The organism is Streptomyces sp. NPDC002032 (assembly GCF_042890765.1).
In the GTDB taxonomy this organism is placed as follows: domain Bacteria; phylum Actinomycetota; class Actinomycetes; order Streptomycetales; family Streptomycetaceae; genus Streptomyces.
Map to the genome: position 1 here is coordinate 795,520 of NZ_JBIASM010000001.1, position 22,196 is coordinate 817,715.

Annotated in this window: 14 protein-coding genes and 1 pseudogene; 6 read left to right on the top strand and 9 right to left on the bottom strand. The window is 70.6% G+C overall.

The features are described 5' to 3' along the window. Positions 1-11: 11 nt before the first annotated feature. Positions 12-1,088 (bottom strand): LacI family DNA-binding transcriptional regulator, encoded by a 1,077-nt coding sequence (locus tag ACFYYT_RS03160; RefSeq protein ID WP_388606828.1) that lies wholly within the window; start codon positions 1,086-1,088, stop codon positions 12-14. A gap of 320 nt (positions 1,089-1,408) precedes the next feature. On the opposite strand from ACFYYT_RS03160, the gene araD reads away from it, so the two are divergent. Beyond that, positions 1,409-2,146 (top strand): L-ribulose-5-phosphate 4-epimerase AraD, encoded by a 738-nt coding sequence (gene araD / locus ACFYYT_RS03165; RefSeq protein ID WP_351817223.1) that lies wholly within the window; start codon positions 1,409-1,411, stop codon positions 2,144-2,146. 255 nt (positions 2,147-2,401) lie between these two features. Next, a complete protein-coding gene (locus ACFYYT_RS03170) occupies positions 2,402-4,873 on the top strand; it encodes a glycoside hydrolase family 9 protein (protein ID WP_351817225.1) in 2,472 nt (823 codons plus the stop codon). Positions 4,874-4,962: 89 nt separating this feature from the next. On the opposite strand, the gene ACFYYT_RS03175 is transcribed toward ACFYYT_RS03170, so the two are convergent. The 7 genes and pseudogenes from ACFYYT_RS03175 to ACFYYT_RS03205 all read right to left on the bottom strand — a co-directional run bounded on the left by ACFYYT_RS03175 (position 4,963) and on the right by ACFYYT_RS03205 (position 12,614). Beyond that, positions 4,963-6,405, bottom strand: a complete 1,443-nt coding sequence (locus ACFYYT_RS03175; RefSeq protein ID WP_351817228.1) for an endo-1,4-beta-xylanase — start codon at positions 6,403-6,405, stop codon at positions 4,963-4,965. A 337-nt stretch (positions 6,406-6,742) separates the two neighbouring features. Continuing rightward, positions 6,743-6,934: a hypothetical protein gene (locus ACFYYT_RS03180; RefSeq protein ID WP_351817302.1), complete on the bottom strand. Its 192-nt coding sequence runs from the start codon at positions 6,932-6,934 to the stop codon at positions 6,743-6,745. Further along, positions 6,935-7,198: pseudogene (locus ACFYYT_RS03185) on the bottom strand (glycoside hydrolase family 6 protein); the annotation flags it as partial. Next, positions 7,105-7,620 carry a glycoside hydrolase family 6 protein gene (locus ACFYYT_RS03190; RefSeq protein WP_351817293.1) on the bottom strand — a complete coding sequence of 172 codons (516 nt, stop codon included), beginning with the start codon at positions 7,618-7,620 and terminating at the stop codon, positions 7,105-7,107. The gene ACFYYT_RS03190 and the pseudogene ACFYYT_RS03185, both read right to left, overlap by 94 nt. Positions 7,621-7,710: 90 nt before the next feature. Beyond that, a complete protein-coding gene (locus ACFYYT_RS03195) occupies positions 7,711-9,207 on the bottom strand; it encodes a family 43 glycosylhydrolase (RefSeq protein ID WP_351817231.1) in 1,497 nt (498 codons plus the stop codon). After that, positions 9,204-11,423: a glycoside hydrolase family 3 N-terminal domain-containing protein gene (locus ACFYYT_RS03200; RefSeq protein ID WP_351817234.1), complete on the bottom strand. Its 2,220-nt coding sequence runs from the start codon at positions 11,421-11,423 to the stop codon at positions 9,204-9,206. Before ACFYYT_RS03200 ends, ACFYYT_RS03195 begins: the two co-directional genes overlap by 4 nt. 177 nt (positions 11,424-11,600) lie before the next feature. After that, positions 11,601-12,614 (bottom strand): LacI family DNA-binding transcriptional regulator, encoded by a 1,014-nt coding sequence (locus ACFYYT_RS03205; protein WP_351817237.1) that lies wholly within the window; start codon positions 12,612-12,614, stop codon positions 11,601-11,603. 225 nt (positions 12,615-12,839) lie between these two features. Between ACFYYT_RS03205 and ACFYYT_RS03210 the strand changes: the two genes are divergently transcribed. The 4 genes from ACFYYT_RS03210 to ACFYYT_RS03225 all read left to right on the top strand — a co-directional run bounded on the left by ACFYYT_RS03210 (position 12,840) and on the right by ACFYYT_RS03225 (position 17,650). After that, positions 12,840-14,132 (top strand): extracellular solute-binding protein, encoded by a 1,293-nt coding sequence (locus ACFYYT_RS03210; protein ID WP_351817240.1) that lies wholly within the window; start codon positions 12,840-12,842, stop codon positions 14,130-14,132. Beyond that, positions 14,125-15,114 carry a carbohydrate ABC transporter permease gene (locus ACFYYT_RS03215; protein WP_388606831.1) on the top strand — a complete coding sequence of 330 codons (990 nt, stop codon included), beginning with the start codon at positions 14,125-14,127 and terminating at the stop codon, positions 15,112-15,114. Before ACFYYT_RS03210 ends, ACFYYT_RS03215 begins: the two co-directional genes overlap by 8 nt. Then, the gene (locus tag ACFYYT_RS03220; protein ID WP_351817243.1) at positions 15,111-15,941 is read left to right on the top strand and encodes a carbohydrate ABC transporter permease; all 831 of its coding nucleotides are present in this window, start codon (positions 15,111-15,113) and stop codon (positions 15,939-15,941) included. The genes ACFYYT_RS03215 and ACFYYT_RS03220 overlap by 4 nt, the downstream gene beginning before the upstream one ends. Before the next feature lie 230 nt (positions 15,942-16,171). Further along, positions 16,172-17,650, top strand: coding sequence for a non-reducing end alpha-L-arabinofuranosidase family hydrolase (locus ACFYYT_RS03225; RefSeq protein ID WP_351817246.1), 1,479 nt, complete (start codon positions 16,172-16,174; stop codon positions 17,648-17,650). Between the two features lie 751 nt (positions 17,651-18,401). Here the strand turns inward: ACFYYT_RS03225 and ACFYYT_RS03230 are convergent. Next, complete coding sequence (locus ACFYYT_RS03230; RefSeq protein WP_351817249.1) at positions 18,402-22,124, bottom strand: AAA domain-containing protein; 3,723 nt, start codon at positions 22,122-22,124, stop codon at positions 18,402-18,404. Positions 22,125-22,196 lie beyond the last annotated feature (72 nt).

Here is a 22,196-nt window from a genome sequence, read left to right on the forward strand (position 1 = left end):
GGGCGGCGGGGTCACTCGGCTCCGGGAGCGATCCTGCGGGCCGTACTGGCGCGCACGATGAGCTCGGGGGCGACCACCAGGTGCGTCGATTCGTCGGTCCGGCCTTCGATGTGGTCCAGGAGCAGGCCGATGCTGTCCCGGCCGAGCGAGGCGAAGTCCTGCCGGATGGTGGTCAGCGGGGGCGGGAAGAACTCCGCCTCGGGGATGTCGTCGAAGCCGGCGACCGCCACGTCCTCCGGCGTGCGCAGGCCCGCTTCCCGCAAGGCCCGCAGGACACCGAGGGCCATCTGGTCGTTGGCGACGAACACCGCGGTGAGGCCCGCTCCCTGCCCCCGTGACGCCCGTACCCGACCTGCGAGCTGCTGGCCGGCCTGGTATCCCGACAGCGGACTCCAGTCGCCGCGCAGCAGGGGCGGCACCTCGGCGCCGGCGTCGCGCAGCGCTTCCTCCCACCCCTGGGTGCGGGCCTCGCTCTCCAGCCAGTCCGCGGGGCCCGCGACATGCCACACCGTGGAGTGGCCGCAGGCGAGGAGGTGTTCCGTGATCATGCGGGCGCCGAGGTTCTGGTCCAGGGACACGCCCGGCAGGTCCAGCGTGTGGCCGCCTTCGACGGTGACCACCGGGCACGGTGCTTCCAGGGCCGCCAGAGCCCTCACCGCGGCGCGCTGGGGGGTGACGGCGACGATGCCCTCCACGCCCCATCCGGCGAGGTGTTGCATGGCTTCGGCCAGGGCCGTCTGCGTGGCCGTCCGAAGCGTGACGGCGGACGTCAGATAGCCGCGGTCCCGAGCCGCCTCCTGAACTCCCGCCACGGTGCTGGCGGGCCCGTGCAGGGTGGTGTTCACCGCGATGACGCCCAGCGTGTGGGTCCGGCGCGTGGCCAGAGCCCGGGCTGCCGAGTTGCGGCGGTACCCCAGCTGTTCGATGACCTGCGTCACCGCGGCCCGGGTCTTGGCGCTGACGTTCGGGTGGTCACTGAGTACCCGGGAAACGGTCTGGTGGGACACGCCGGCGACGCGCGCGACGTCCGTCATCGTCGGCGCTCGCGAGACGTCTGGGAGCTGGGTCAACTCTCTTCCTTTCCTCATCGAGCGGCCTTCTCTCAAGGTACCGAACCAGCCGCGGCCCGCACATGTCTCGGGCCGACCGGGAGATCATCGACCTGAAACTGATGTTGGCGCTCACATTATGCAGCGTGAATCACAGAGTGCGGGCGGGAATCTTCGTGTATCTCTTGAGATTAGTGCTTGTTAGCGCTCACAATCTGACGAGGGTGGCTGCGGGTAGCGCAACCACGATGCCCGGCGCGGCCCCCGATCGGTTCAGCCCACTCATGCGCACGTGCGGGGCCTGCCGGACTCCGGCCCGGGAACCCCGCCGCCCATGTCGGAGAGACGGTGAGAGTGTAGTGAGCAAGACCAGCCTGGGGGACCTCCGTCGCGAGGTGCTCGCGGCCAACCTGCGCATACCGGAGGCCGGCCTGGCCACCCTCACCTGGGGAAACGTCAGCGGAGTGGACCGAGGTGCCGGCGTGTTCGTGATCAAGCCGTCCGGGGTCTCCTACGCCGACCTCACCGAGGAGGACCTGGTGGTGGTGGCGCTGGAGGACGGGCGGGTCGTCGAGGGGCGCCTCAGGCCGTCCACCGACACCGAAACCCACCGGTGCCTCTACCGGGCCTTCCCCTCCATCGGCGGCGTCACCCACACGCACTCGACGCACGCCGTCGCCTTCGCCCAGGCGCGCCGCCCGATCCCCGTACTCGGCACCACGCACGCCGACACCTTCAACGGGCCCGTCCCCGTGACGGACGACCTCACCGCCGAGCAGTGCGCGCGGGACTACGAGTACAACACCGGACAGGTGATCGTCGCCCGGCTCGACGGCGATCCCCGCCGGGCCGACGAGGTCCCCGGGGCGCTCGTCTCCCGGCACGGCCCCTTCACCTGGGGCGCCACCGCGAAAGCCGCACTGGAGAACGCCATCGTCTGCGAGGCCGTGGCGGAGATGGCGCTGCACACGCTGGCGCTGGGTTCCCGCCTCGGGGGCACATCCGAGCCGCCGAGCCATCTGCTGGAGCGGCACTTCACCCGCAAGCACGGACCGCACGCGTATTACGGCAACGTCCCCCACGCCCCGGGCGGCTGAGGCCTCCGGAGCCGGAGCGCGGCCGGCTCGCCACCCACCGCAGTGGCGCGGGCCGGATGGCGCGCCGCCGCCGACCGCCGATTTCGCGGGGCGGTCGGCCGTCCGTCGAAACTGTGGTGGCAGTGGCTTGCTCTCCGGCAGGCGGGCAGGCCAACTCCCTTTGCAGACACGAGGCTTGACGGGGTCGTTTGAGGGCTGGCTTGATTGGGAGCGCTCCCACTCCTGCCCCCAACCCACCGAGGAAGGCTCCCACACGTGCCTCCTGTCACCTCCTCCCGCAGCGTGCCGCACCGCGCCGCCGCCGTGCTCGCCGGCCTTGCGCTGGCCGTCGGCGTTCTGTCCACGACCGCCCTGACCGCGCCCGGTGCGGCTGCCGCCACCGTGGCCGCCGCTGCCGACACGCCCGTCCGGGTCAATCAGCTCGGCTACCTGCCCGACGGCCCCAAACGGGCCACCGTGGCCAGCTCCGCGACCGCCCCGCTCCCATGGCAACTGCGCGACGCCTCAGGCGCGGTGGCCGCCTCGGGCACCACCACGGTGCGCGGCGCCGACCAGGCGTCCGGCCAGTCCACACACCTGGTGGACTTCGGCGCGTACACGGGAACCGGCACCGGCTACACCCTGGGCGTCGGCGGCCAGACCAGCCACCCCTTCGACATCTCCGCGTCGCTGTACGACGGGCTGCGCGCCGACAGCATGTCGTTCTTCTACCAGCAGCGCAGCGGCATCGCGATCGATGCCGCCCTGGCGGGCGGCAGTGCCTACGCCCGCCCCGCCGGGCACCTGGGCGTCGCCCCGAACAAGGGCGACAGCAGCGTCCCCTGCCAGGCCGGGGTGTGCGACTACCAACTGGACGTGCGCGGAGGCTGGTACGACGCCGGTGACCAGGGCAAGTACGTGGTCAACGGCGGGATCTCCGTCTGGGAGATGGTCAACTCCTTCGAGCGGGCGCGCCGCTCGGGCGGCGACGCCGCCCTCGGAGACGCGACGCTGCGGGTGCCGGAGCGTGGCAACGGAGTGCCGGACGTGCTGGACGAGGCCCGCTGGGAGCTGGAGTTCCTGCTGCGGATGCAGGTCCCGGCCGGGAAGCCGATGGCCGGGATGGCCTTCCACAAGATGCACGACGCCAAGTGGACGGCCCTCCCGACCCGTCCCGAACTCGACTCCGAGCAGCGTGAGCTGCACAAGCCGTCGACCGCGGCGACACTGAACCTGGCGGCTTCGGCCGCACAGTGTGCCCGGGTGTACGCGCCGTACGACGCCGCGTTCGCCGCGCGCTGCCTCGACGCGGCCCGCCGCGCGTGGACGGCGGCCAAGGCCAACCCGAACGTGCTCGCCCCGGCGAGCGACAACACCGGCGGCGGTGCGTACGAGGACGCCGACGTCTCCGACGAGTTCTACTGGGCGGCGGCGGAACTCCTCGCCACCACCGCTGAGTCGCAGTACCGGGACGCCGTCACCTCCTCTCCGCACCACACGAAGCCCGTCGACGCCTTCTGGTGGGGCGGCACCGCGACACTCGGTCGCATCACCCTCGCCACCGTCCCCGGAGTGAACCTGCCCGCCGACGACAGGGCCCGGCTGCGCGGCCTGCTGACCGCGGCGGCCGATGGCCACCTCTCCACCATGGCCGGACAGGGCTACGCCGTCCCGCTCCCCGCCACCGGATATGTGTGGGGCTCCAACAGTTCCGTCACCAACAACGCGATGGTGCTGGCCGTGGCGTACGAACTCACCGGTCAACAGCGCTACCGGGCTGGGGTGTTGGAGTCCATGGACTATCTGCTGGGCCGCAACGCGCTCGACCTCTCCTACGTCACCGGCTACGGCGACCGCTATGCAGAGAACCAGCACCACCGGTTCTGGGCGCACCAGAACGAAGCCTCGCTCCCGCACCCGCCGGCCGGGTCCTTCGCGGGCGGCCCGAACGCGGGCCTGGAGGACCCGGTCGCCAAGGAGAAGCTCGCGGGCTGTGCTCCGGCGGCATGCTACGTGGACGACATCGGCTCCTACTCCACGAACGAGGTGGCCATCAACTGGAACGCCTCGCTGGCCTGGCTGGCGGCCTTCGCGGCCGAGCGGCGCAGCGCCCCGGCGGTGCCCACCGTCCAGGTGGCACCGGCGGCCCTGACGGTCCCGGAGGGTGGTTCGGCCCCGGTGGACGTGCGGCTCTCGGCCGCGCCCGCGCAGAACGTCACGGTGACGGTGGCCCGCAACTCCGGCGACGAGGACCTTTCCGCCGCCGCGACCTTGGTGTTCACCCCGGCCAACTGGGCCACCGCGCAACAGGTTTCGGTCATCGCCGCGCAGGATGCCGATGCCGTGCCGGGCAGCGCGACCTTCACGGTCGGTGGGCCTGGCGTGCAGTCCGCGACGTTCACGGCGACGGAGGCGGACGACGACGCGTCGGCCGCCTCGTGCGCGGTGGCGTACCGGATCGACAACTCCTGGGGCAACGGCTTCACGGCGACGGTGACGCTGAAGAACACCGGAACCGCGGCGATCTCCGGGTGGACCCTCGGCTGGAGCTTCGCGGGTGATCAGCGGATCAGCAACGCCTGGAACGCCTCGGCGAGCCAGTCGGGCAACACGGTCACGGTCCGGGACGCCGGGTGGAACGGGACGCTGGCGCCCGGCGGCAGCGCGAGCTTCGGCTTCCAGGCGACGTACTCGGGCACCAACGCGATCCCGACGCGCTACACGCTGGGCGGTGCACTCTGCTCCTGAGCGACCCCCACGCCCTGCCCGCCGGCCACCAGGCACGGCGGGCAGGGCGCGTTCGGGCCGGTCCTGTGCCGATCGGCAGGGGAGGGCCGTCAGGTGCGGGTCCAGCGCTGGTTGTTGCCGTTCGAGCAGGAGTAGAGCTGGATCAGGGTGTCGTTGGCGGTGCCGTTGCCGGTGGCGTCGAGGCACAGGCCGGACTGGACCCCGACGATGGATCCGTCGGAGTTGAGGTGCCATTTCTGGTTGTCGCCGCCCCAGCAGCTGTAGATCTGGACTTTGACGCCGTTGCCGGAGCCGGCGGCGTCCAGGCACTTGTTGCCGTAGACCCTGAGCTCACCCTCGGCCGTGTAAGTCCACTGCTGGTTGGTGCGGTTGTTGCAGTCCCACAGATGGATCTGGGTGCCGTCGGTGGTGGCTGCGCCGGGCACGTCCAGGCAGCGGCCCGAACCGACTCCCTTGATCTGCCCCGAACCGGGCGAAGGGGTCGGAGTGGGCGTCGAGGAGCCGGTGTTGAGCGCACCCAGCACGGAGGCGTAGGCGGGCTTCTTGTTGCCGTTGCCGTCGAACAGCAGCGGCGATTGCTCCGATCGCCAGGAGTCGGTGTCGCGCACACCCCAGACGGTGATGCCGAGGCAGCGCGGCACGGCCAGGCAGTCGTTGGTCACGTTGGCGTAGGTCGTGGCCGGGGCGCCCTGGATGTCGAGTTCGGTGACGGCCACATCGACGCCGAGGGCGGCGAAGCTCTGCAGGGTGGTGCGGAAGTTGCTGTTGTAGGGGCTGTCGTTGTTGAAGTGGGACTGGAAGCCGACGCAGTCGATCGGCACGCCGCGCTGTTTGAAGTCCCGGACCATGGAGTACACCGCCTGGGTTTTGGCCCAGGTCCAGTTCTCGACGTTGTAGTCGTTGTAGCAGAGCTTGGCCGCCGGATCGGCGGCGCGCGCGGTGCGGAAGGCGACCTCGATCCAGTCGTTTCCGGTGCGCTGCAGGTTGGAATCGCGCCGGGCTCCCGAACTGCCGTCGGCGAAGGCCTCGTTCACGACGTCCCACTGAACCAGCTTGCCCTTGTAGTGGGCCATCACGCCGTTGATGTGGTTGGTCATCGCCTGGCGCAGCGTGCTGCCGCTGAGATTCTGCATCCAGCCGGGCTGCTGGGAATGCCAGGCCAGGGTGTGGCCGCGTACCTGCTTGCCGTTCTGCACCGCCCAGTTGTAGACGCGGTCACCGGCTGCGAAATTGAACTGGCCCTGTTGGGGCTCGGTGGCGTCCGGCTTCATCTCGTTCTCGGGCGTCACCGTGTTGAACTCGCGGCCCGCGATCGTCGTGTACGCCGAGTCGCCCAGCCTGCCCGAAGCGATGGCGGTGCCGAAGTAGCGGCTGCTCTGCGCCGCCGCGCGGCCGAGCGTGCTCTCGGCGGCCTGTGAGGCCGGCGGCGCCACCAGCACGGCGGCCGCACCGAACACGGCGACGGCCAGGGCCGCGTACAGGCCACCGATCTTCCGGCGGACGGTGGTCGGGGGAATTGTGTGTGAGCCCACGAAAGAGCCTCCAGGACAGAAATCACGGAAGGAATGGAGCGCGGCGGAGCGAATCCGCGTGAACGACGCCTGCGTCCAAGGGAAAAGGACGCTCACCACCGGGATGTGAATATCAAAGGCCGGGGTCTGGCGCCCGGATGCAGAGGGGCGGACCGCCTCCTACCTCAGTCTGGAAACGCCGCCGAAACAAGTCAAGAGTTTCGAAATGGTTTCGAGAATGCGGGTGCTCATCTGGGTGGCCCAATAGTGGGTTTAAATCGAGCCCATCGCCACCGAAAGTATTTCGCGTACACGTCCGCGCAGCTTGAAGCCGACCCCGGTGTGCGGACGGCCCCGGTCAGCGCAGGAGCGTGTTGAACCCCAGTACGGGATCGGCGTTCCGGACGAGGGACTTGGCCTGATCCGGCCACCACACGCCGGCCGCGGGATCGACGATGCCGTACTCCGGGTCGATGGTGCCGCCCGGGACGCTGCGGTTGCACTGGCCGTCGGACTGGCCGACGGTCTTGATCCACAGATAGGCGTCCACCAGCGGAACGCGGGTGTTCGCGGTCGGCCGGGCACCGATGCCGCGTCCGGGAGCGTTGCACCAGGTTTGCGGATCGCCGCTGTATTTGCCTGCGGGCGGGGTCCATGAGCCCCGTCCGTTGCGGCTGGTGTCGACGACGAGATGGGTGAGCTCCTGCGCGGGCGGGTTGCCTACGTTCTCCCCGAACCAGCGGTCGGTCCAGTGCCACGTGTGCGGGTGACGCCGGCTTGGAGGAGGCGTTGCGCGATGTCGCCGACACTGCACCAGTGGCTGTTGCCTGCGTCCAGGTAGACGACGCTGTTCGGCTGCCGTTCCAGGGCGTCGATCGCATGGTTGAGGTCGGCGAGACGTCCGGTGGTGATCGCTCCGGTGGGGTCGCTGCCGGGACCGCAGTCGGAGGGGAGGTTGGCCAGCCCGTCCGGTTCGAGGACGACGACGGCCTTGCTGCGGCCGAGTCCCCGGGCGAAGGCGCTGATCCAGGCCTGGTACTCGGCGTCCGACTGGGCGCCACCGGAGGAGTACTGGGAGCAGTCGCGCAGCGGGATGTTGTAGGCCACCAGGACGGGAACCGTCCCGGTTCGCGCGGCGCGGCGTACCAGCTCGCGCACGCGGGATTCGACCTGCTCCGGGGTGCCGTCGGTGAACCAGGCCGCTTCCGGCCAACTGGCCAGCTTGGCAATGGATATGGCGCTGTCGACATCCTGCCGGAGGAGGTCGGTGACGGTTTGGTGGGCCGCGTCGCTGTCGGGAGCGAGGTACCGGGGCCGGCCGGGGGATCACCGGCGTCGGCGTCCCGGCGGTTCCCGCCGGCTCGGATAAGTGATGTCGAACCACGTGAAGTGGGCTCGGCTGATGGAGGGGCGGCCGTTGGAGGTGGCGTAGAGGCCGAGCTGGATGCTGGTGAACAGCGGTGCGAGGAAAGTGGCTTCGACGCTGGCCAGGTCCCGCCAGGCGCCGTCGGGTGCCGCGTGGGCGAAGGTGTGAGTGAAGCCGCGGATGCGGACCCCCAGCCGAACGGGGCCCGGGGGTAAGGGGACTTCGGCCAGTACCTCGGGCCCGCGGCGGAGGCTGAGTCCTTCCGCGGTGCGCAGGAGGAGGAGATGGGCGTCGTCGTCGAGGATGACGGCGAGGCCCGCGTGCTCGTCCGGTGCGGCGGGGGTGAAGTGCAGCTCGGTGGCGACGTCGCAGTCGGGCTGCTCCTGAGGGCGGGCCAGGAGGGACGGGGTGGTGCGTTCGCCGAGGCGTTCGGGGCGGAGCTGGAGACGGAGCCCGTCGCCTGTGGTCCAGAACCGTGCGCGTGGCGTGCGCAGGGTGTTCCAGTCGGCGGAGAGGGTGGCGAAGCCGTCGTGGAGGGGACGGCGCATGCCGGTGTGGACGACGGGGGAGAAGACCGGCCATCCGTCGTCCCACGTGACCCGGCTGAGGAAGGTCTCGCGGCCGAGGGCGGAGCCGGGGCGGACGCCCAGCAGGACGGCCCGCCAGTCGCCGCACGGGGTTTGGACGAGATCGGCGTGCCCGGTACAGGTGACGGGGCCCTCGGCGGGCGGTAGCACCGGGTTGCCGGGGGCGCCCTCGTAGGGTCCGGTCACACGGTCGGCACGGGCGGCCACCACGCTGTGGTCCACATCGGTGCCGCCCTCGGCGGTGAGCAGGAGATAGGAGCCGTCCCTCTTGTAGAGGTGCGGGGCTTCCGACCAGCGGGCGCCCGGGTGGCTTCCCGACCACAGGACGTGCTCGGGTCCCGTGAGCCGGCGTTCGAGGGGAAGGTACTCGCGCATCCAGATCTCGGTGTGGCCGGCGGTCTCGTCCCGCACGCGGGCGGCGGTGAACCAGGCCCGGCCGTCGCCGGTGTCGCCGTCGCCGTCGCCGCCGCTGTCGTCCGGCCCGTCGTCGAAGAACAGCGACGGGTCGAAGCCCTCGCCGTCCAGCCAGTGCGGCTCCGACCACGGCCCCGCCGGGTCGGTCGCCGTGACGACGAAATGGCCGGGACCGTCCATCAGCGTGCAGACGAGGTGGAAGACCCCGTCATGGTGTCGGATCGTCGGTGCGAACAGGCCCCGTGCGGGCTCGCACCCGTCGAGGTCGAGTTGAGACGCCCGGTCGAGCGCGGAGCCGATGCGCCGCCAGCTCAAGAGATCGCGGCTGTGGAACACGGGCAGGCCCGGGAACCATTCGAAGCTGGACGTCACCAGGTAGTAGTCCGCTCCCACTCGGCAGACGGACGGGTCGGGCCGGAACCCGGGCAGCACGGGATCACCGGTGAACCCGGTCATGGAACCGGGACGATCTCGACCGGCACGGACAGCACCCGGTCGGCCGCCGGGTGGCGTACGGGACCCTGCAGAGCGAAGGAGCCCTGAAGCGGAAGATCGCCGCTGGACCGTCCGACGGCCACGCCGACCTCCCCGGGTTCCACTCTTCTGCGCAGGTCGAGCCCGGTGAACGAGGTCCGGTCGGCATGGACGGAGAAGGTGATCCGTGCGGCCGCGCCCGGCTGCAGCTCGACCCTGGCGAATCCGGCGAGCCACCGCTGCGGCCGGACGACGGACGCCACGGGGTCCGAGAGGTACAGCTGGACCACCTCGGTCCCGGCCACCTCGCCGACGTTGCGTACGGTGGCCGACACGGAGACGGTCCCGTCCGTCGTGGCAACGGGATCCACCGACAGCTCCGAGCAGGTGAAGCTGGTCCAGCTCAGCCCGTGTCCGAAGGGGAACAGCGGGGTCGGGTCCACCGAGCTCCAGTCGGTGCGGCCGCCGAGCCTGGCGTGCAGGTAGGTGCCGGGCTGGCCGCCGGCCCGGCGGGGGATGGAGACGGGCAGCCGCCCCGACGGTTCCGCGGCACCGCTGATGAGCCGGGCCAGCGCCGTACCGCCCTCCTCTCCGGGGAAGAAGGCCTGCAGCACAGCCGAAGCGCGATCGGCCAGGTCACCGAGCGCGTAGGGCCGTCCGGAGACGAGGACCAGGACGGTCGGCACCGCGGAGTCCAGCACGGCGGAGGCGAGTGCGGCCTGGTCGCCGGGCAGGTCGAGGGTCTCGGCGTCGCAGCCCTCGCCGGAGGTGCCCCGGCCGAACATGCCGGCCCGGTCGCCGAGCACCAGTACGTTCACGTCCGGATCGTCCGCGGTGACCGTGAACCCGGCAGCGGTGAGTGCCTCGCCGAGCGTCGGGATGTCCAGCCCGGGGTCGCCGGGCAGCGCGACGTGGTTGGGGAAGGAGTAGCAGCCGAGGAAGGACTGGGGGTCGTCGGCGTACGGCCCGCTGATCGCCACGCGGCAGGGCCGCAGCGGCAGGATGCCGTCGTTGGCGAGCAGCACGGTGGACCGTTCGGCCAGCAGCCTGGCGAGTGCCCGGTTCTCCGGCGGGTCGAGGTCGACCGGTTCGGGCTTGACGGGTTCCCATCCGGGGTCGAGCAGGCCGAGTTCGGCCTTCTGCCGCAGGACCCGTTCCGCGGCCCGGTCGATGAGCTCCTCGGACAGGTTCCCGGACCGCACGAGTTCGGTCAGCGGTCCCCCGTAGCAGCGGGCCGTGGGCAGCTCGACGTCGATTCCCGCGGTCAGCGCCAGGGCGCCGGCCGCGCCGCGCGATCCGCTGACGCCGTGCCGGGTCTCCAGGAAGGAGACGGCGTAGTAGTCGGCGACGACCACGCCGGTGAAACCGAGTTCACCCCTGAGCAGCTCGGTCAGAAGCCGCTCGTCGGCGGCCACCGGGACACCGTCCACGTCGGTGTAGCTGTTCATCACCGACCGGGCGCCACCCTCTCGCAGTGCCCGTGCGAACGGCTCGACCAGTACGTCGGCGAACTCGCGCGGACCCGAGGCCACGGGGGCCATGTTCCGGCCGCCGCGTGAGGCCGAGTACCCGGCGAAGTGCTTGAGCGTGGCCACGATCCCGGCGCCTTCCAGGCCCTGTACGTAGGCGGTGCCGATCGCTCCGACCAGATAGGGATCCTCGCCGATGCACTCCTCGGTCCTGCCCCACCGGTAGTCGCGGACCACGTCGAGCACCGGCGCCAGCCCTTGGTGGACGCCGACCTGCCGCATCCCCGTGCCGATGGCGGCGGCCATCCGGCGCACGAGCCCGGGATCGAAGGAGGCGCCCCAGGCCAGCGGCCCGGGGAAGACCGTCGCCCCCAACGTCATGAACCCCGTCAGGCACTCCTCATGAGCGAGCGCCGGGATCCCGAACCGGCCGGATCCGGTCACCTGCCGCTGGAGCGAGGCGAGCCGCTCCATCCCGGCCTCAGCGGTGATCGGCGCGGTGCCGTACACCCGGGTGAGCTGGCCGAGCCCGTGGACGACGATGTCGGCGAGGCCGGGTGCGGACTCGCCGGAATCGTCCTCCATCGGCGCGACCGGTGTCCCCGGATCCGAGGGCAGCGCCCAGAAGCCGGCGAGCTGACCCGCCTTCTCTTCCAGCGTCATCCGGTTCAGCAGATCGGCGACCCGTACGGATACGGGCAGGAGAGGGTCACGCCAGGGCTCGGTCAAGGAGTTCTCCTAGGAGCGTCGTCAAAGTGGCGCCGACCGCCCGAAGTGCGGGGCCGGTGAGCCTGGTGCGTGTGGTCGCGGGGCGGAGGAGGGAAGCGACGCGGAGCGTCGTCGACCGACGACAACGCGGCGAGCGTGCGTGCCGGGCCCCACCGACCGGGCGGGACTTCGACAGCGCTAGAGACGGGGCGGGGCGGTGGAGAGCCGGACCTTGAGCTCGGTCGAGAGCTCCATCCGGGGGCTGACCAGGGGCTGGCCGTCCAGGAGCCGGAAGAGCGTGTGGGCGGCGAGCCGGCCCATCTCCTCCAGCGGTTGCCGCACGGTCGTCAGCGGCGGTGACAGCCATTCGCACATCGGCAGATCGTCGAACCCGACCACACTGAGGTCCTGCGGGATGCTCAGCCCGCCCTGCCGGGCGGCTTCGTAGACGCCCATGGCCTGCTGGTCGCTACCGGCGAAGACGGCGGTCGGCGGCTCGGGGAGGGCGAGCAGTTCCCGGGCGCGCTGGAACCCGCCCTCGTGCTGGAAGTCGCCGAACCGGATCAGGTCGCGGTCGACCTCGATCCCGGCCCGCTCCAGCGCGGCCCGGTACCCGTCGATGCGGGCCTGGCTGCAGAGCATCTCCTTGCGCCCGCCGATCGTGGCGATCCGCCGGTGCCCCAGCTCCAGCAAGTGCTCGGTGGCGGCGAGGCCGCCCGCCCAGTTGGTCGCGCCGATGCTCGGCACACCATTGCCCGGGAGGTCGATCGGGTCGATGACGACCAGCGCCACCCCGGCCTGTTCGACCTGGGCGCGCTGGGCCTGGGTGACCGAGGCGGTGACGAGGATGACGCCGTCGCTGTGGTGCAGGACCGGCAGTGCGGCCCAGCTCGACGGCGTGGCCTCGCCCGGCGGGACGAGCGACACGACGGTGCCCACGCTCCGCTGGGCGCACTCGGCTTCGACGCCGCGCAGTATTTCGACCGCCCACGCGCTGTCCAGACCGCCGATGATCAGGTCGACCAGGCCCGACCTGCGGGCCCTGCCCTGGCGGCCGGGGTGCAGGTAGTTGTGAGACCGCAGCAGGCCCTCGATCCGTTCGCGTGTGGCGGGTGCGACATCGGAGCGACCGTTGATCACCTTGGACACGGTGGCCTGGGAGACCCCTGCCTCCGCGGCGATGACGGCCAGGGTCGCACGCTGCTCGCTCAACTTCGCTCCTCTGGGCGGACGCCTTGGGCCGGCGGCATGTATCGCAAACTTTCGAAGAGTTTCCGATCGGCGTGACCTGGTTGTCAAGCTCCAAGAAGCCTGCTGTGGAAGGCAATTCGGTGAGAATGCTTGACCGGGAGGCCTCGCGTTCCTAGTTTGTGGCAGCACGAATTCGAGAATGTTACGAAACATTTTCGAAGTGCCGTTCCCCACTCCGGAGGTTCCATGGCCAGCACACCCCCGAGTCGACGAACCTTCCTCGCGCTCTCGGGCCTGACCGCCCTGTCCGTCTCGCTCACCGCGGCCTGCGGCCGCGGGGACTCCGGCTCGGGGCCGACGGCCGACGGCAAGGTGGCCTTCGCGTGGTGGAACATCGCCACGACGGAGCCGGGCAAGTCCCTCTTCCCGCAGATCTCCTCGTCGTTCACGGCCGCCCACCCGAACATCACCATCAAGACGACCTCGTTGGAGAACGAGGCGTTCAAGTCCAAGCTGGCGGCCGCCACTTCGTCGGGAAAGCTCCCCGACGTCTTCCAGACCTGGGGCGGCGGAGTCTTGCGGCAGCAGGTCGACGCGGGGCTGGTCGAGGACCTCACCGACGTGTTCGGCTGGTCGTCCGGCCTCACCCCGGTCTCGCTGCAGGCCTATCAGTTCGAGGGCCGGACCTACGGGGTGCCCTACGACGTCGGCATGGTCGGCTTCTGGTACAACAAGAAGCTCTTCGCCAAGGCCGGGATCACCGCTCCGCCGGCCACCTGGGCCGAGCTCCTGGAAGACGTCAAGAAACTCAAGGCGGCGGATGTCACCCCGATCGCCCTCGCGGGCAAGGAGAAATGGCCCGGCCACTTCTACTGGGCCTACCTCGCGATGCGCGCCGCAGGCCTCCCCGCGCTGCAGCAGGCCGCGACCACCAAGGACTTCACCGGCGCCGGTTTCGTCCGGGCGGGCATCCACCTCAAGGAGCTGGTCGACGTCCAGCCGTTCCAGACGGGCTTCCTCGGCGCCGGCTACTCGACCCCCGGCGGCCAGGCCGCGACCATGGGCAACGGCAAGGCCGCCATGGAGCTGATGGGGCAGTGGGGGCCGTCGGTGCAGAAGGACGCGGGCGCCGACCTCGGAGCCAACCTGGGCTTCTTCCCCTTCCCGACGGTCGACGGCGGAGTCGGCCGGGCCACCGAGGTGCTGGGGGGCGGTGGCGGCTTCGCGCTGCGCAAGGGTGCCCCGAAAGAGGCCCTGGAATTCCTGAAGTTCCTCGTTCTGGAGAACGAGTCCAGACTGCTGGCCTCCAACGGCTATCTGCCGGTGGTCAAGGGCGCGGAGAGCGGGCTCGCGGACGCCAACAGGAAGGCGGTGGCCGACAGCCTGGTCAAGGCGACGGGCTTCCAGCTCTACCTCGACCAGGCCTACCCGCCGGCGGTCGGCCAGGAGGTCAACGACAGCGTCGCCGACCTCATCGCGGGCAAGAAGACGCCCGAGCAGGTCACCAAGTCGATCACCGCGGCTGCGAAGGGTGCCTAGCTCCGTGTCCACCCTGACCGCGGAGCGGACGAAGGACGTCGGGCCGGTGCCCCTTCCCGCCCCAGGACGGCCGCTCCTGCGCGGGTTGCGCACCTGGGCGTCGGTCGCCTGGTTCCTCGTCCCGGCTCTGGTCCTCTTCCTCGTCTTCGTCCTCGCCCCCATCGCGGTCGCCGTCTACACCGGCTTCTTCAAGTGGGGTGGGGTCGGCCCCCTGGACGACTTCGTCGGCTTCGACAACTACGCCAAGCTCTTCGGTGATCGGGTCTTCCTCGGCGATCTGGAGCGCGGGCTGTACCTGATCGCGCTGTCGATCACGCTTCAGTTGCCGTTCGCGCTGTTCACCGCCGTCCTGCTCAACCGGAGGCTGCGCGGCCGGGCCGTCTACCGGATGCTGTTCTTCGCGCCGTACATCCTGTCCGAAGTGGTCACGGCGGCCCTCTTCACGATGATCTTCCTTCCTGGTGCCGGCATGGCCGACCATCTCGCGGGCGCCCTCGGCCTGGAGGGGCTGCGCGGGAAGTGGCTCGCCGATCCCTCGACGGTCATGCCGACCCTGTTCGTGGTCATGACCTGGAAGTACTTCGGGTTCCACATGATGCTCTTCCTCGCCGGGCTGCAGAGCATCCCGGGCGAGATCCTGGAGGCCGCCTCCATCGACGGCGCCGGCGCCTGGCAGCGCTTCCGGCACGTGACGCTGCCGTTGCTCGGCCCGACGATCCGGATCAGCGTCTTCCTGTCGGTCATCGGCGCCATCCAGCTCTTCGACCTCGTCTGGGTCATGACCGCGGGCGGACCCAACCACTCCTCCGAGACGATGGCGATCTCGATGTTCCAGTTCGGATTCAAGCGCTATCAGGTCGGCTACGCGAGTGCGATCAGCGTGGTGCTGTTCATGATCAGCTTGGTCTTCTCCCTCTTCTACCAGCGCTACGTACTGCGCCGTGACCTGAGCGGGGCCGTCACGTCGGGAGGCGGGCGGTGAACGCCCGCAAGGCGGCGCGAGGGCTGTCACTGCACGCCGTCGTCTGGCTGATCGGCGCGTTCGTCGTCGTGCCGCTGGTTTACGCGGTGATCTCCGGGTTCAAGAGCACCGGTGAGCTGACGACCAACCCGTTCGGGCTGCCGGAGCACTGGAAGACCGCCAACTACACCGGCATTCTCGGCAACGGGATGTTCTGGCGGCAGATCGCAAACAGCGCGGGCATCGCGATCGGCACGGCGTGCTGCACGGTTGCGGTAGCGGCGATGGCGGCGTTCGTACTGGCCCGCTACGCCTTCCGGGGCAGGGAGCTGTTCTACACACTGTTCACGATCGGGCTGATGTTCCCGTTCGCGGTGGCCGCCCTGCCCCTGTTCCTGCTGCTGCGCACCTTCGACCTGCTCGACAACCCCCTCGGAGTGATCCTCCCGCAGGCGGCCTTCGGGCTTCCCATGACGATCATCATTCTGCGCGGGTTCTTCCGGACCGTTCCGGCGGAGGTCGAGGAGGCGGCGATCATGGACGGCTGCGGCAAGTTCCGCTTCTTCTGGAAGATCCTGCTGCCGATGGCCCGTCCGGCGCTCGGCACGGTCTCGGTGCTCGCGATCGTCGCCAGCTGGAACAACTTCTTCCTGCCGCTGCTGGTGTTCAACGACCCCGCATGGCAGACGATCCCGGTCGGTGTCCAGCAGTTCCAGGGCCAGTATTCGACCGACTACGCGCTCGTCCTCGCCTACATCGTCCTCGCCATGGTCCCCGCCCTCGCCTTCTACGCCGTCGCCGAGCGGCAGCTCATCGGCGGACTCGCGGCGGGCGCCACCAAAGGCTGACCCCTCCCGCGTGACCTTCACCCCCGAGGAGATGTCGTGGAACACCCGACCGCAGCGACGGCAAGATTGTTAGCGCTAACACTCCCGATGTGCCGTCCGCGTGTCCGGCGCGCCAACGCTTCGGCGTGTGCGGCCTCCTTCCTACCCATCCCGTCCCCGACCCCCCAAGGCGGCTGCCCTGCGGTTCGTCGGGGTCACCTCACCCCCGTCCCCCCGAAGGAGCTCTTCTGATGCGGTTTCGCCATCCGTCTCCGGCCGGCCTGAGACGACGCACGCTCGCCGTCCTCGCGCCCTTGCTGCTCCTGGCCGCTTTCCTCGGTGTGCCGCCCGCCGACGCCGCGACGGCCGTCGACCCCAACGCTTCGTACGTACTGGTCAACCGCAACAGCGGCAAGGCCCTTGACGTCTACAACCTGGCCACCGGCGACGGCGCCCGCATCACCCAGTGGACCAGGAACGATCAGAACCAGCAGCAGTGGCAGTTCATCGACTCCGGCGGCGGCTACTACCGCATCAGGTCCCGCCACTCGGGCAAGGTGCTGGACGTCCAGAACCGGTCCACCGCGAACGGCGCATCGATCGTCCAGTGGGCCGACGCGAACGGGACCAACCAGCAGTGGCGGCTGGCCGACAGTTCGGACGGCTACGTGAGGTTCATCGCACGCCACAGCAGCAAGGCCCTCGAAGTACAAGGAGGCTCCACCGCCGACAACGCGAACATCGTTCAGTACGACGACTGGGGCGGCAGCAATCAGCAGTGGCAGCTCGTCAAGGCCGGCGTCGGCAACCCCGGCCCGTGCGCTCTTCCGTCGGCATACCGCTGGACCTCGACGGGCGCGCTGGCGCAGCCCAAGGCCGGGTGGGCCTCGCTCAAGGACTTCACCGTCGCCCCGTACGGCGGGAAGCAGCTCGTCTACGCGACGACTCACGGCGCGGGAACGGGAACGGGCTGGGGTTCGATGAACTTCGGTCTGTTCACCAACTGGCCGGAGATGGCCTCGGCAGACCAGAACACGATGTCGGACTCCGCTGTCGCGCCCACCCTCTTCTACTTCGCGCCGAAGAGCATCTGGGTGCTCACCTACCAGTGGGGAGGGAGCGCCTTCTCCTACCGGACGTCGAGCGACCCGGCCAATCCCAACGGCTGGTCGCCACAGCAGACGCTCTTCTCCGGAAGCATCGAAGGTTCCGGAACGGGACCCATCGACCAGACGATCATCGGTGACGGCACGAACATGTACCTGTTCTTCGCCGGCGACAACGGCAAGATCTACCGGGCCACGATGCCGATCGGGAACTTCCCGGGCAGTTTCGGCTCGGCGTACACCACGGTCATGAGCGATACGACGAACAACCTGTTCGAAGCCCCGCAGGTCTACAAGCTCCAGGGCCAGGACCGCTATCTCATGATCGTCGAGGCGATCGGTTCGCAGGGCCGGTACTTCCGCTCGTTCACGGCCACCCGCCTGGACGGCTCGTGGACACCCCAGGCCGCGAGCGAGAGCAATCCCTTCGCCGGCAAGGCCAACAGCGGCGCCACCTGGACCAACGACATCAGCCACGGTGAACTGATCCGCACCAACGCCGATCAGACCTTTACGGTCGATCCCTGCAACCTGCAGTTCCTCTATCAGGGACGCGACCCCAATTCCGGCGGCGACTACGGCCAATGGCCCTACCGGCCGGGTCTCCTGACGCTGCAGCACTGACGACAGGGGCCCGGCTCCGGCACGGAGCCGCCCCGGGTCGGGCTCGGCGACGGGCCGAGCCCGCCCCGGGTGCATCCCGGACGGCCCTTGCCGCGGGTCAGGACCTGGAACGGGCAGGGTGGGCGCCTTCTGGCGTGGCCAGGGCTCTCTCCCGTTTCATGAGCCGCGATCACCGCTCGCCGTGCTCGGCGGGCAACGCCTCGTCTGGACGGGGCGGGGCCAGGCGTCGGCCCCAGCAGGTCCTGCCGCCGGCGCCTCCTCGGGAGCTCTGCGCTTCTCGCGTACAGGGAGTGACGGATACGGCGTTCTCGTCGTCATCGTGGGGGTGTCGTTCTGGGTTCCGGGTCGAGAAGGAGGGGCCCGCTTCGGATCCCGTGCTGGTTTGGTGCTGGTCCAGGCGCCCTGTGTGACCAGAATCCGCAGGTGACAGCCCTGATCGGATGAGTTGTCGTACCACTCGATGGTCGTGCCGATGAGACTGGCGGCGACGATCCGTCTGAGGCCGGATGGAGCCTTCGAGGCGGTTCCAGGGGGAGACCACGGGTCGTGAAGCCCAGCCGCAATCGCAGAGGCAGGCCTGCTTTGGGGAGTTCACCTCGCCCCGCAGGTCTGTCTCGTGCTCGGCGACGCCGCCACCATGGGCCAGTTGCGCGCCACGGCCCGCGCCCTGGGCCGCCTGGGCCTGGACCCGGCCACCGTCCCCGCCGCGCTTGCGTGGTGAGGGGCACATAGCCCTCCGGCCCGTCGGCTGTCACTCGGTGTCCTGCGGCCAGGTGGTGCGGTCGCGGCGGTGGTCGAACTCCGGCAGCGCGGAGGCGAGGACGTCGAAGTGGGGGAGCGGGGCCCACAAGCTGCGTTCGCCGATCACGTAGAGGCGGCGTTTGGCTCGGCTCGCGGCGACGTTGAGGAGATGCGGGGTGCGGGCCGCCCACTCGCGGGCGCCGGGTCGGCCGCCGCCGAGTACGAGGACGACGACGTCGGCTTCCTTGCCCTGGGCTCGGTGGACGGTGGCGCAGCGCTCCTCGATCAGTTCGGACGTCCAGCCTTCCCGGCCGCGGCAGACCTTCTGGCATTCGGCGACCAGGGCCCGGAAGGGGGCGACGATACGCACGCGCTCGACGTCGACACCGTGCCGGTGCAAGTGTCCGAGGACGAACTCGAAGGCTCGGCGGTCGCGTTCGCCCCACGGGGCGTCGGATGGGCGCGTCGGGTCATCGGTGTTGAGCCAGCGGCTGGGCAGCAGGCCGTCCCGTTCCGCGTCGGGGAACGCCTTGGGCTCGGTGCCGTGGACCATCAGGCCGCCGTAGGCGACCTCGTTGCTGACCGTGAACATCGGCTCCTCGCAGCGACGGTGCACGCGTAGCGGCGAGCCCACCCAGACGTGTGCGTCGTCGGTGTCCGGGGCCGGGAGGTAGGTGCCGTAGCAGTTGGTCCGGTCGGCGACGGCCTGGGCGGAGGTGGCCGAGGGCAGCCAGTGCTCGTCGACTCCGTAGGCGCGCAGCAGCCGGAGTTGCAGGGCCGTGGGCATGGTGACGACGGGTTCGAGCTGGAGTGGATCGCCGACCAGGACGGCACGGCGGGCGCGCCACAGCGCGCCGACGGCGGCCTGCGGGGTGGCCTGTCCGGCCTCGTCGACGAGCACCCAGCCGATCGACTCCCGGCCGAGGCGGGCGAACATGCTGCCCACGGAGGAGAAGGTGGTCGAGACGACGGGCACCAGGAGGAAGAGGGTCTGCCAGGCACGCTCGACCTCCTCGTCGGGGACGGGCCCGTTGGTGCCGGCCATCAGCTCCATGAGGAGCTGGAGGTTGCCGCGGACCTTCTTCGCGGCCCCGGCGACGAAGGCGCGGTGCAGGTCGAGGGCGCGCAGGAACAGATCGCTGCGCGCCGTGGACCACGCCTCGTCAGACCAGGGCGAGCCGAGTTCCTGATCGGCTTCGTCGATGTGCGACCAGCCGAGCGGCAGGGAGGGGAGGGTGCGCGCCGCCTCCCGTAGTTCGAGGGCGCGGGCGTCGAGTTCCGCCACGGCGGACCGCAGGTCGCGGCGGGCGGTGACGGCAGCCTGCTGGGCGCGCCGGACGGTGTCGGCCGCCGCGCGCTCCCGGATACTCGCGACCCGCTCGCGTTCGAGCGCGTCGGCGAGCCCGGCGGCGGCCTCGCCGACGGCCGTGTCGGACCGGACGTACAGGTCAGCGGCCAGGAACTCTGCCTGAACGGCTTCGGCGAGCCGCTCCATGGCGTCGTCGAGGGCAGCACGTTGACGTACGAGCAGATGGGCGATCTCCGCCTGGGTGCGCTCGCGCTGCCGCTCGGCGGCCTGCCGTTCCGCCGAGCTCTGCAGCAACCGGCGGAGCCCGCCGCGCACGCCCCCTTCGACGGGCAGGGGCGTGTTGTGGCGGGCGGTGAGTTCGGTCGCGTACTCGCGCTGGCGCGCGACCAGTTCACGGGCGGCCGACAGCTCCGCGCGGGCGCCGGCCAGCTCCTCGCGGGTCTGCGGTAGGCGCTGGGAAGCCGTCCGGTGTCCGGCCTCGGCCGCCGCCGTGGCGGTCCGGGCGGCGGCGGTGGCGGCGGCGTCCCGGTCCAGGACCGCGGTAGCCGAAGTGACGAGACGGTCGGCCAGCGACACGGCGGCCTCCAGGCCCGCGATCCGCTGCCCGGCAGACGGGGACTCGACGGCCGCCAGGGCGCCGGCCAGCCGGGCGCGCCCGGCGCGCAGCCGCTCGACCTCGGCTTGGGCGGTACGGAACGCCGCGACGGCGCAGGTCCACGACGGTACGGGTTGGGCGGGGCCGGCCGCTGCGGTCTGGTTCGCGGGGGTCACGGGGCGCCGGCCGCCGGGCGTGGGCTTGGGTGGAATCCAGTCCCTCAGGACCTCCTGCATGCCACGCAGCGGCGGCAGGCCGGCGGCGGCGCGGGCGTCGGTCTCCTTCTCGGGCAGTTGGCCCCACCAGAAGCGGTTCCCGAACTCCTTGCGGTTGGTCTTGTTGCCGAGCACCGCGGCGACCAGCCCCCAGGCCGGCCCGCCGAGGAGTGCGGAGGCGAGGTCGGAGAAGTGGTCGGGTCCGTCTTGCCAGTGCTCGCCGAGCGCGCTGATGCCGGGCAGCTCGGCGGTGACGTTCTCCACGGCGCCGTTGTTGGAGGAGGTGACCACGATCTCGAACCCGGTCAGCCGCGGGTCGAGCCGCGATACGAAGCGGGGGCGCTGACCCTGGCGGTCCCGGCCCCGCCACGTCGGACCGGTGAACGCCTGGACGGGCCGGTCGAACGTGGCCAGCACTGCTGCCCGCTCGACGACCAGCGCGGCGACCAGGTCACGCAGCATCGTGGTCTTGCCCGTCCCAGGCGGGCCGTTCACGGAGAACATCCCACCCTCTGTTCCCCTTCGGTCGTCGAGCATGCGGTCGACCGCGAACTGCTGACTCAGAGCGAGCGGGAACCGCGCCGGCGCGGGCCAGCGGCCAGCCGGAACCAGGTCCGGACTCACCCCGGCAAGCACGGCCCCGCGCTCTTGGCGCACATCCGTCCGCGCCCCTACGTCGACGGAGTCGAGTTCGGTCAGGTACGCCTCCAGCGCCGGGCCGATGCCCTCGCCGACGGCCGCGGACACCCGGGCCAGATCGGGCGGGAGCAGGCTGTTCAGGAACGGCGCTGCGGCGGCGACCTTCGTCTGAGGGTCCCGGGGACGGCGGACCAGCCTGCTGCGGACCCGGACCACCTCGGGCCGCAGGTGTTCGCGTACCCCGCACAGGTCGGCGATCTGCGCGGTCAGGGCCACCAGATCGGCGAAGGCAAGCGGACGGGGGCCGGCGTCGGCGGCTGCCGACTCCGCCGACGTGCCAGGACCATCGGCCGACGCACCCTGAGGATCGCCCTCGGTGTCCTGCGGCCGGGTGGACGCAACCTGCTCATCGGCGGGGCGGCGCGCCGCGACCCAGTCAGCGGCGCGGCGAACCAGGGGCTCAGCTGCACCCTGCAGCACGGTGGCGGCGACCTCGCCGAACAGGGCCCCGACCGCGCCGACAGCAGCGCCGCCCAGGATCTCGGCGAGCAGGCGCTGCCAGCCCCCGCTGGCCGGCGTGCCCGTCCCACCGCCTGCGCCAGGCCACGCTCCGTATGCCGTGTCGGCAGCCTGGATGGTGGGGCCGTACGGGACGGCGGCGGCCGTGAGATCGTCGATCGCCGAGCCGAACGCGTCGTTGAGCTCCTCGAAGCCGTCCAGCCACCCCACGGCGGACGGCCCCGGATCGAACAGACGGCCCGTCGCCCAGCCGCATGCTGAGATCACGGAGGTGTCCTCGATCGGCCGGCCCTCGTCGTCCAGGACCAGCGCGAACATCGCGCTCTGACCCGACAACACCAGTTCGCTCTGCGGCACGCCGGCGTCGGGATCGGTCCCCGGCGGCAGTACCGCGATCATCGCCTGGCGGAGTAACTCCAGGTCGAAGACCCCGCAGTAGACATCATGGCGCCACATCCAACGGTGCGGTGCCCGCCGCGCCCCCGTCTGCGGGTGGTCCGCAGCCCACGGCATGACCGGCGGTACCCG